Annotated in this window: 10 protein-coding genes; 6 read left to right on the forward strand and 4 right to left on the reverse strand. The window is 71.1% G+C overall.

Annotation, left to right across the window (positions count from 1 at the left end; all coding sequences use genetic code 11):
- The first annotated feature begins 122 nt into the window (after window positions 1-122).
- Both ACFWA7_RS38560 and ACFWA7_RS38565 read left to right on the forward strand, forming a co-directional pair.
- Window positions 123-2,057 (forward strand): RiPP maturation radical SAM C-methyltransferase, encoded by a 1,935-nt coding sequence (locus ACFWA7_RS38560; RefSeq protein ID WP_385549731.1) that lies wholly within the window; start codon window positions 123-125, stop codon window positions 2,055-2,057.
- Window positions 2,058-2,107: 50 nt separating this feature from the next.
- Entirely contained in the window at window positions 2,108-2,785 is a 678-nt protein-coding gene (locus ACFWA7_RS38565) for a DUF5825 family protein (RefSeq protein ID WP_385827846.1), read from the forward strand.
- A gap of 25 nt (window positions 2,786-2,810) precedes the next feature.
- Here ACFWA7_RS38565 and ACFWA7_RS38570 read toward each other — a convergent pair whose 3' ends face one another.
- From ACFWA7_RS38570 to zapE, 4 genes are all read right to left on the reverse strand, one after another.
- Window positions 2,811-3,692 carry a PPK2 family polyphosphate kinase gene (locus tag ACFWA7_RS38570; protein WP_385827849.1) on the reverse strand — a complete coding sequence of 294 codons (882 nt, stop codon included), beginning with the start codon at window positions 3,690-3,692 and terminating at the stop codon, window positions 2,811-2,813.
- A gap of 66 nt (window positions 3,693-3,758) precedes the next feature.
- Window positions 3,759-5,135, reverse strand: coding sequence for an alkaline phosphatase PhoX (locus tag ACFWA7_RS38575; RefSeq protein WP_385827851.1), 1,377 nt, complete (start codon window positions 5,133-5,135; stop codon window positions 3,759-3,761).
- A 167-nt stretch (window positions 5,136-5,302) separates the two neighbouring features.
- On the reverse strand, window positions 5,303-5,728 hold the full coding sequence (locus ACFWA7_RS38580; RefSeq protein WP_385549742.1) for an OsmC family protein: 426 nt from the start codon (window positions 5,726-5,728) through the stop codon (window positions 5,303-5,305).
- 52 nt (window positions 5,729-5,780) lie between these two features.
- Window positions 5,781-6,851, reverse strand: coding sequence for a cell division protein ZapE (gene zapE, locus ACFWA7_RS38585; RefSeq protein WP_385549745.1), 1,071 nt, complete (start codon window positions 6,849-6,851; stop codon window positions 5,781-5,783).
- Between the two features lie 36 nt (window positions 6,852-6,887).
- Here zapE and ACFWA7_RS38590 point away from each other — a divergent pair, with 36 nt between their 5' ends.
- The 4 genes from ACFWA7_RS38590 (at window position 6,888) to msrB (ending at window position 10,280) form a co-directional block, all read left to right on the forward strand.
- The gene (locus ACFWA7_RS38590; RefSeq protein WP_385549748.1) at window positions 6,888-7,652 is read left to right on the forward strand and encodes a pyrimidine reductase family protein; all 765 of its coding nucleotides are present in this window, start codon (window positions 6,888-6,890) and stop codon (window positions 7,650-7,652) included.
- A 182-nt stretch (window positions 7,653-7,834) separates the two neighbouring features.
- Entirely contained in the window at window positions 7,835-8,287 is a 453-nt protein-coding gene (locus ACFWA7_RS38595) for an indole-3-glycerol phosphate synthase (protein ID WP_385549751.1), read from the forward strand.
- A gap of 180 nt (window positions 8,288-8,467) precedes the next feature.
- Complete coding sequence (gene murC, locus ACFWA7_RS38600; protein WP_385827853.1) at window positions 8,468-9,859, forward strand: UDP-N-acetylmuramate--L-alanine ligase; 1,392 nt, start codon at window positions 8,468-8,470, stop codon at window positions 9,857-9,859.
- A 13-nt stretch (window positions 9,860-9,872) separates the two neighbouring features.
- Window positions 9,873-10,280, forward strand: coding sequence for a peptide-methionine (R)-S-oxide reductase MsrB (gene msrB, locus ACFWA7_RS38605; RefSeq protein WP_385549757.1), 408 nt, complete (start codon window positions 9,873-9,875; stop codon window positions 10,278-10,280).
- The last annotated feature ends 380 nt before the right edge of the window (window positions 10,281-10,660 follow it).

Consider the following 10,660-nt stretch of genomic DNA (forward strand, 5'->3'; position numbering starts at 1 on the left):
CGCCGGGCCGGCCGGTGCGGCCCCGGGATGCCGCCTTGCCACCAGGGCCCTTTCTTCCTTACCTCTCGTACACCCTTACCGCTCTTTTCCTTCTTACGCCGCCGTACCCGCGAGGAGCCGACATGCGTGTTCTGCTGGTCAACATGCCCTGGTCGCCGATCGACCTGCCGTCGCTGGCCCTGGGAATCCTCAAGCGCAGCGTCGACGAACGCGTGCCGGGCGCCAAGGCGGAAGTGCTGCACGCCAATCTCGAATTCACCGACTGGATCACCGAGCGCACCGCATTCACCGCCGACGACTACGAGTACTACGCGCTCTCCTCCTATTTCATGGGCTGCGGCGACTGGGTGTTCTCCTCCGCCCTCTACGACGACCCGGCCTGGCGCGACCAGGAGTTCGCGGATGCGATGAAGGGCAAGCTGCGCAAGTCCCGGCTGCGTATGTCACAGGAACTGCACCGCGTCGTACCGGAGTTCGTGGAGATGATCGCCGAGCGGATCGTCGCGTACGCGCCCGACGTCGTCGGCTTCACCTCCACCTTCCAGCAGAACACCGCGGCCCTCGCCGCCGCCCGGCACGTCAAGCGGCTCGCCCCGCACATCGTGACCGTGATGGGCGGCGCCAACTGCGACGGCGAGCAGGGGGAGGCCGTCCACCGCAACTTCGCGTTCGTGGACCACGTCATCCGCGGCGAGGGCGAGACGGCCTTCCCGCAGCTGCTCACCGCCATCGGCGAGGGCTCCGACCCGGCCGCGCTCGCCGCCGTGCCGGGCCTGTGCCACCGCGGCGCCGAGGGCGCGATCGTGGTCAACCCGATGGCCACCAGCCCGATCCCGCCCGCCGCGATCCTGCCCCCCGACTACAGCGGCTACTTCGAGCGGCTCGGCACCTCGGTGGCCCGCAACTGGGTCGAGCCGAAGCTGGTCGTCGAGGGCGCCCGGGGCTGCTGGTGGGGCGAGAAGCACCACTGCACGTTCTGCGGGCTCAACGGCTCCTTCATGCAGTACCGCTCCAAGAGCCCCGAGACGTTCTACTCGGAGATCATGGAGCTCGCCCGCCGCCACCGGGTCCTCGACATGTACCTCGTCGACAACATCCTCGACATGGGCTACCTCTCCACGGTGCTGCCCCGCATCATCGAGAGCGGCTACGACCTGCGCATGCACATCGAGATCAAGGCCAACATGCGCCGCAGTCAGCTCCGTACGCTCGCCGAGGCCGGACTGATCTACGTCCAGCCGGGCATCGAGAGCCTCAACAACCGCGTGCTCGACCTGATGGACAAGGGTGTCAGCGGCTGCCAGAACGTCCGTATGCTCCGGGACGGCGCCGAGACCGGGCTCTCGGTGGCCTGGAACTATCTGCACGGCTTCCCGGGCGAGACCGCCGAGGACTACGACCCGGTGATCGCCCAGATACCGGCGCTCGAACACCTCAACCCGCCGGTCGACCTGTCCGCGCGCATCGCCATCGAGCGCTTCAGCCCCTACTTCAACCGCCCCGAGCTCGGCTTCGACGGCCTGCGCCCCGAGGAGCACTACCGCTTCACCTACGACCTGCCCGAGTCGGAGCTCTACGACCTCGCGTACGTCTTCGAGGCCCCGCAGCGCGGCATCGGCGAACCCACCGTCACCGCCCTCAACAACGCCATCGACGCCTGGAAGAAGCACCACGCGGACGCCCGGCTCACCCACACCGACCTCGGTGACCGCATCGTCCTGGTCAGCCGGCGCCGGACGTTCGCGTGGCGCGCGATGGAGCTGACCGACCCGTACGAGCTGGTCGCCTTCCGCCTCCTCGACCAGCCGCACACCGCCGCCGCCCTCACTCGCAAGGCCGCCGCCCGCGCCAAGGGCGCCGCCCGCGAGGAGAGCGAGGTGCAGCGACTGCTCGACTCCTGGCTCGCGCTCGGCCTGGTCTTCACCGACGGCGGCCAGTACGTCCACATCGCGCCCTCGGCCGTCAACGAGGACCTGCTGCGCCTGGACTTCATGCGCCACGCCCACGCCGCCCTGGACGCTGCCGAGCCCGCCCGCCCCGAGCCCGCCCACGTATGACGGCGACGACCGCCGACCGCGAAGACCGTACGAGCCGGAGGACCAGCCCGATGAGCACCGCCCTCACCACGCGCACCGCGGCCCTCACCGTCGCCGCCTGGCGCGACTACGACCCCGACGCCTGCGCCCTGCCCGGGATGCACCTGGGCGACCTCGAACTGACCGGCCCCGTGGAGGAGGAGGCCGACCGGCTGTGGGAGGCGGGCGTGCGCCGCGTCCGCCTCACCGAGCCCATCGACCTCGCCGACACGCGCGCCCCGGGCGCCGCCCACCACGCCGTACGCGCCCTCAGCCTCGTGCGCGATCTGACGGCCCGCGCCGTGCTCGTCGAGTGGAAGCTGCGGCTCGACCCGGCGGCGGACGCCGACGCCTGGCAGCTTCTGAGCCATGTCCAGCCGCCGCAGCGCCTGGAGGGGCCCGCCGAGGCGGCCGAAGCGCTGCGCCTTTGGCGCGACGGGCACTACCTGTGCAAGTGCCTGTGGCGGCAGGGGCCCGGCTTCGTCCAGATCCGCGACCGCCGCTGGGGAGACCTGCGCCGCTTCACCGCGGACGAGCCCGAGTACCACGAGGTCATCGAGACCCTGGTCTACGGCGCCCCGGCGGACTCGGTGCCGCCCGCGGTCCTGGCCGACTTCCTCTCCGAGAAGCTGGTCCTGGAGGTGGGCGACCTGGCGTGGTGGCTGCCGTACCGGGTGAACCGCTGGATCCAGGAGGCCATGGCGATCTGACGATCCGTCAGGCCAGTCATTCCGGTCAGGTCAGCCGCCTCCGGCACTCCTCCACGTCGAAGTCGCCCTTCGGATACTGCGGGTCGAGCTCGCGCAGATGTTCCAGGAGGAGCCGGCTGACCGCCCAGTTCCGGTACCACTTGCGGTCGGCGGGCACCAGGTACCAGGGGGCCGCGTCCGTCGAGCACCGTTCCAGGGCGGTCTCGTACGCCTCCTGGTACGCGGGCCACAGGGCCCGCTCGTCGATGTCGCCCGGGTTGAACTTCCAGTGCTTGTCCGGGTTGTCGAGCCGTTCGAGCAGCCGGCGGCGCTGCTGCTCGTAACTGATGTGCAGGAAGATCTTGATGACGCTCACGCCGTCCTCCACGAGCGACTGCTCGAACCGGCTGATCTGCCCGTAGCGGCGGCCCAGCCGACGGCGCGGGACCAGCTCGCGGACCCGGGCGATCAGCACGTCCTCGTAGTGCGAGCGGTCGAAGATGCCGATCTCGCCGGGCTGCGGCAGCGCCCGCGTGACCCGCCACAGGAACGGGTGGTTCAGCTCCTCCCGGGTGGGCGCCTTGAATGCCTTGATCCGGCAGCCGGACGGGTTGAACAGGCCGATGACGTGCTTGACCGTGCCCCCCTTGCCGCTGGTGTCCATGCCCTGGAGCACGAGCAGCACCCGGCGCCGGTCGCCCGCCGTGCTCGCCGCGTACAGCCGCTCCTGCAGCCCGGCGAGCTCGTCGCCCATCCGGGCGGTCGCCGCCAGCCCCTCCGCCTTGTCCTTCGGCCCGGCCGGGGTGGCGTCGGCCGGGCAGGAGGAGAGGTCGACGCGCTTGCCCTCGGGGACGCGCAGCAGCCGGCGCAGATCCCGCTGCTCGGGCTTCTTCTCGCCCTTGCCGCCTTTGCTGCCCTTCTCGGCCACTGCGCACCCCTTACGGTCGGTTCCCCCGATCGTGCGACGGAACGCGACGCGGCGCGAGCGCTGGCACTAGTGGGCGAAGGGCCCGGTCACCGCGAAGGTCGTCCCCGGCGTGTAGCAGTTGACGTACATCGTGCGCCGGTCCGGGGCGAAGGTGACCCCCGCGAACTCGCCCCATTCGGGGGCGCCCGGCTTGCCAATGTCCTGGCGGCCGCGCGCCATCGCGTACACCTCGCCGCGCCGGGTCAGTCCGAAGACGTGCTGGGCGCCGTTGCCGTCCTCGCACACCATCAGCCCGCCGTCGGGCGCGAGCGTGATGTTGTCCGGGGACTCGCCGGGCAGCTGAAGGTCGGTGGCCGGGCCGAAGACGACCACCAGGGTGAGGCGGCGGCGCCTCGGCTCGTACCGCCACACCTGGCCGAAGTGGTCGGCGCCCGAGCCCTCCGCCACGCGCGCGTAGCTGGAGACGAAGTAGACGCAGGCGCCGCTCCAGTAGCAGCCCTCCAGCTTCTGCGCGTGGGTGATGCCGCGCCGGCCGAAGTCCTGGAGCCGCACCGGTGTCTGCCGGGCCGACGGGTCGGGCACCGCCGCCCACTCGATCCCGTCGAAGCACGCACCCGGCTCCCGCACCACCGACAGGTCGGGCACGTCCGGGACGCGCATCGCCTCCAGGGCGCCGCCCGCGCGCAGCGAGCCCGTGCCGCCGAGCGGCCGCTCCGGCAGGAAGCGGTAGAAGAGCCCGAAGGGCTTGTCGAAGGCGTCCTCGGTCTCGTACACGACACCGCGGTGCGGGTCGATCGCGATCGCCTCGTGCTGGAAGCGGCCCATCGCGGTGAGCGGTACGGCCCCGGTGCGGCGCGGGTCGGCGCCGTCGACCTCGAAGACGTAGCCGTGGTCCTTGGTGTACCCGTTGGTACCGGCCCGGTCCTCGGTCTCCTCGCAGCTCAGCCAGGTGTTCCAAGGGGTGCGGCCGCCCGCGCAGTTGACGGCGGTGCCGCTGAGGGCGACCCGCTCGGACAGCACCCGGTTCTCCGGGTCGAGCTCCAGGGCCGTACAGCCGCCCTTGCCCATCGGGTCGTACACCAGACCCTCGACCTGCGGGACCGCGATCGCGGCGGTGACCCGGTTCTCGTGGTTGCGCACCAGCCGGACGCCGCCGCGGCGCCCCGCGAACGCGGCCATGCCGTCGTGGTTGCTCGGCACCCGGCCCTCGCCGGAGCGCAGCGGGTCGCCCTCACGCGAGAGCACCCGGTAGCGGAACCCGTCCGGCAGATCGAGCAGCCCGGCCGGGTCGGGAACCAGCGGCCCGTAGCCGCGCCTGCTGGGGGCGGCCACGGCCGGGCTCCCGCCGAAGAGTTCGGAGACCGCGCCCGTGAAGGCGATCGCGGCGGCCGACGCGCCGGTGCGGGCGAGGATCTGGCGTCGTGTTGCTCGCGCTTCGGACATGAGGCGACTCCCCTGTTGGCGGACAGGTAGGACGAGACCCGCATGATCCATCATGCGATCGGGTGATACGAGGATCATGCGGGTCGTGTCGCTGCACATGGCCGAAAACGGCCGGGGAGTCGGCCGGACAAGGCGGGGAGAGCCTGCCGGACCGAAGGCCGGGAGCGTCAGACGAGCTCGGCGGTCAGCGTGATCGTCGTGCCGGTGAGGGCCTGGCTGACCGGGCAGTTCTTCTTGGCGTCCTCGGCGGCGGAGGCGAAGCCCTCCGCGTCCAGGCCCGGCACCTCGCCGCGCACGGTGAGGTGGACGCCGGTGATGCCCTCGCCCGGCTGGAACGTCACGTCCGCCTTGGTCTCCAGCCGGGTGGGCGGGTTGCCGGCGCCGGCCAGAGCGTGCGAGAGGGCCATCGAGAAGCAGCTGGAATGGGCCGCCGCGATGAGCTCCTCCGGGCTGGTTTTGCCGTTGGCCTGCTCGGCGCGGGACGCCCAGCTGACCGGCTGCGAACCGATGCCGGACGAGTCGAAGGTGACGGTCCCCGAGCCCTTGAGGAGCTCGCCCTCCCAGACCGTGTGCGCCGTACGCGTGGTGGCCATGATGTATCCCTTCTGGTGGCTAAGGGGGTTTACGGCCCCCTGTGCGCCAAACCTACTGCTCCACAAGCCCCTTCGCGTCGCGAGCGAGGGCGGTGAGCCGGGAGATGGCCCGGAAGTACTTCTTCCGGTAGCCGCCGTTCAGCATCTCGTCACTGAACAGCCGGTCGAACGGGGCCCCGGACGCCAGCACCGGCACCTCGCGGTCGTAGAGCCGGTCGGCGAGCACCACGAGCCGCAGCGCGGTCGACTGGTCGGGAACCGGCTGCACATCGGTGAGGCATACCGCCGTCACGCCGTCGGTGAGCGCCCCGTACCGGCTGGGGTGGACCCGCGACAGATGGCCGAGCAGCCCGGGGAAGTCGTCGAGCGCCGCCCCCTCGGTCGCGTACGCGGCCTTGGCGACCTGCTCGTCCGAGTACGGCGGCGGAGCCTCGGGCAGCCCCCGGTGGCGGTAGTCCTCGCCGTCGATCCGCAGCGGACGGAAGTGCGCCGACAGGCCCTGGATCTCGCGCAGGAAGTCGACGGCCGCGAACCGGCCCTCGCCCAGCTTGCCGGGCAGCGTGTTGGAGGTCGCGGCCAGCGCCACGCCCTGCTCCACCAGCTTGCCGAGCAGCGACGACACCAGAACGGTGTCGCCCGGGTCGTCCAGCTCGAACTCGTCGATGCAGAGCAGCCGGTGCCCGCTCAGGGTGCGCACGGTCTGCTGGAAGCCCAGCGCGCCGACCAGGTTCGTCAGCTCCACGAAGGTGCCGAACGCCTTGAGCGCGGGCTCGGCCGGGGTGGCGTGCCACAGCGAGGCCAGCAGATGGGTCTTGCCCACCCCGTACCCGCCGTCTAGGTAGACCCCGCGCGGCGCGGCGGGTGCGGCGGGCTTCCTGGCGAACCACTTGCGGCGCCCGCTCCCGGTGGCGTGCGCCCCGCCCAGACCGGCCGCGAAGGAGCCGAGCACCTTGACGGCCTCGCTCTGGCTGGGCTGGTTCGGGTCCGGTACGTACGTCTCGAAGCGGACCGAGTCGAACCGCGGCGGCGGCACCATCTCGGCGACCAGACGGTCGGCGGGGACATGCGGCTCGCGCGCGCAGAGCGACAGCGGGGCCGCTTCGGTTATGGGACTGGTCGACACAGTTCCCCACTGTAAGCGCCGTGTAAGACTGCACGGATGCGACGCCTGTTCCCTGTGACCGACCAGACACCCGCTTCCGAAGAGGGCGAGTGGTCGTTCGACGCGCTGGCCGAGGCCTACGCGTACCCCGAGACGGACGGCCCCTGGCTGCGGGCCAACATGGTCTCCTCGCTCGACGGCGCGGGCCAGCACGAGGGCCGCTCACAGCCCCTCTCCTCCGATACCGACATGCGGATCTTCGGCACCCTGCGGGCGCTGGCCGATGTGGTCGTGGTGGGTGCGGAAACGGTACGCCAGGAGGGTTACCGCCCGGCTCGGGCGCGGGACGCCTTCGCGGCACGGCGCGCGGCCGCGGGCCAGGGCCCGGCCCCCGTGATCGCGGTGGTGACGGCCAGTCTCGACCTGGACTTCGGCCTGCCCCTGTTCACCTCGCCGCTGGTGCCGACGCTCATCCTGACCGGCGCCGCCGCGCCCCCGGACCGGGTGCGCGAGGCCGAGCTGGCCGGCGCGGAGGTCGTGATCGCGGGCGACGGGCCGGGCGTGGAGCCCGCCAGGGCCGTCGCGGCACTGGCCGAGCGCGGGCTGGACCGGCTGCTGACGGAGGGCGGGCCCCGGCTGCTCGGCCAGTTCGTGGCCGCCGGAGTGCTCGACGAGCTCTGTCTGACGGTGTCGCCGATGCTCACCGCGGGCAGTGCTCAGCGCATCGCCGGAGGGCCCTCGGTGAGCGCCCCGGAGCACTTCCAGCTCGACTCGCTGCTGGAGGAGGCCGGGTTCCTCTACACGCGTTACCGTCGGATCTGACAATCAGCGGAATTTACCGTTCCGGTTAGCTTCCGGTGGGCAAACTTACTCACGCAGACCCCGTGCGGGCACGGGGAAGGATGGTTTCCGCAGGGGCGGGTAACCACGTCGAGGCCCCGCTGCCTCGCGGGGCCCCGGCCGGAGTGAAGAGAAGGGCGTTTGTCGTGTTCACAAGCGTATTGATGATCGAGAAGCCCCTGACCTCCGTGGACGTGGAATTCGTCACCACCCTGCACGGCGACGAGCCGGTCTCCTTCGTCGTGCTCATGCAGCCCCGCGGCGACCAGGACCGCCTGCTGCGCGCCATCGACGACGTGGCACTCGGCGAACTCGACGAGGCCGTCCACGAGGGCGGTGACGCGGGCCCGGCCGCCGCCGTACGCGCCCTGGAGTACTCACTGCAGTCCCTGCGCACCACGGGCAGCCAGGCCGTCGGCCAGATCGTCGAGGACCACCCCCTGGACCTGCTGAAGTCCGTCGTCGACGAGGTGAACGCCGACGAGGTCATCGTGCTGACGGCGCCGCACTACGTGGAGGAGTTCTTCCACCGCGACTGGGCCTCCCGCGCCCGGCACAAGGTCGGCGTCCCCGTCCTCAAGCTCTTCGCGCACAGCGAGGAGGCGCACAGCGAGTAGGGGGGACGGGCGGCCTGGCAGGCCGGGGCCCGCCTGTCAGGCCGGGGCTGCCAGAGCCCCCGCCCGCCGGGCCGACGGGCGGTGCGCCCGCCCGACCGGCGAATAGGGCGAGCGCCGCCCAGCGAATAGGCTGAGGCCGAACCGAAGTCCGTACGTCGCACCCCCCGGGAGACACACGCAATGGCACCCGCGATTCCCACCGCCATGGAACGGCCGCACTTCATCGGCATCGGCGGTGCCGGAATGTCGGGGATCGCGAAGATCCTGGCCCAACGCGGCGCGAAGGTCGCGGGCAGCGACGCCAAGGAGTCCGGCACGGCCGAGGCACTGCGCGCGCTCGGCGCCACCGTCCACATCGGCCACGCCGCCGAGCACCTCGCCTCCGACGCCAGCAGCGTCGTCGTCTCCAGCGCCATCCGCGCCGACAACCCGGAGCTCGTCCGCGCGGCCGAGCTCTCCATCCCCGTCGTCCACCGCTCCGACGCGCTCGCCGCGCTCATGGGCGGCCTGCGCGCCATCGCCGTCGCCGGCACCCACGGCAAGACGACCACCACCTCGATGCTGGCCGTCGCCCTCACCGAGCTGGGCCTCGACCCCTCGTACGCGATCGGCGGCGACCTCGCCGGACCCGGCACCAACGCCCGCCACGGTGACGGCGACATCTTCGTCGCCGAGGCGGACGAGAGCGACCGCAGCTTCCAGAAGTACGACCCCGAGGTCGCCATCGTCCTCAACGTCGAACTCGACCACCACGCCAACTACGCCTCGATGGACGAGATCTACGACTCCTTCGAGACCTTCGTCGGCAAGGTCGTCCCCGGCGGCACCCTCGTCATCTCCGCCGACCAGACGGGCGCCGTCGAGCTCACCCGGCGGGTGCGCGACCTCTCGTCGCTGAAGGTCGTGACGTACGGAGCGGACGAGCACGCCGACGTACGCGTCCACAGGATCACCCCGCGCGGTCTGAGCAGCGAGGTCACCGTCCTGCTCGGCGGCAAGTACCTGACCTTCACGGTCTCGGTCCCCGGCCGCCACTACGCCCTCAACGCGGTGGCCGCGCTCGCCGCAGGCGTCGCCCTCGGCATCCCGGCGCACAACCTGGCCTCGGCCCTCGGCAAGTACACCGGCGTCAAGCGCCGCCTCCAGCTCAAGGGCGAGGCCGCAGGCGTCCAGGTCATCGACTCGTACGCGCACCACCCGACCGAGATGACCGCCGACCTGGAGGCGATGCGGGGCGCCGCCGCGGACTCCCGGCTGCTCGTGGTCTTCCAGCCGCACCTCTTCTCCCGCACCCAGGAGCTGGGCACCGAGATGGGCCGCGCGCTCGCGCTCGCCGACGCCTCGGTGGTCCTCGACATCTACCCCGCGCGCGAGGACCCGATCCCGGGTGTGACCAGCGCGCTGATCATCGACGCGGCCGGGACGGCCGGCGCCAACGTCACCGCCGTCCACGACAAGACGACGGTGCCGGACGTGATCGCGGGAATGGCCAGGCCCGGCGACCTCGTTCTCACCATGGGCGCGGGCGATGTGACGGACCTGGGCCCGCAGATCCTGGCGCGGTTGAGCTGAGGGAGTGCCTTCGATGTCGTACGAGGTCGAGAAGCCGGACGAGCAGTGGCGGGCGGAGCTGAGCCCGGGGGAGTACGCGGTGCTGCGGCAGGCCGGTACGGAACCCGCGTTCGTCGGTGAGTACACGGACACCAGGACGAAGGGCGTCTACTCCTGTCGGGCCTGCGGCGCGGAGCTCTTCACCTCCGAGACGAAGTTCTCGTCGCACTGCGGCTGGCCGTCCTTCTTCGACCCGAAGGACACGGACGCGGTGGAGCTCATCGAGGACCGCTCGCACGGGATGGCCCGTACGGAGGTGCGCTGCGCCCGCTGCGGCTCGCACCTGGGCCATGTCTTCGAGGGCGAGGGCTACCCGACCCCGACCGACCAGCGATACTGCATCAACTCGATCTCGCTGCGGCTGACGGCGGACGAGGGCTGACGACGGCCGCCGACCCGAGTTGACGTCGGGTACGGGTGTGCGTAGTGTTCTCCGAGTTGTCGCGGAGCCGTCACGGTTCTGCGACAGCCGTCCGCCGCAGACTTGCGGCAACCCAACTCAGCACGACCTCCCGACGGGATGAATTTCGGCATGCCGAATTTTATTTCGAATGGGAGTGGATGACTCGAACGGCCCGATTAGGAGCCGCCCGGAGAATCCGCTAGAGTCTGGGACGTCGGAACGGCCCAACAGCCGGAAAGACAAAACGACTTGACCTGGGAGACCGGGAATCGGACACGAAAGAGTCTGATAGAGTCGGAAACGAAGGAAGCGCCCGGAGGGCCCGGAAACGGGAACAAAGGAAGCGTCCGTACCTTGAG

The organism is Streptomyces sp. NPDC059994, assembly GCF_042737755.1.
Classification (GTDB): Bacteria; Actinomycetota; Actinomycetes; order Streptomycetales; family Streptomycetaceae; genus Streptomyces.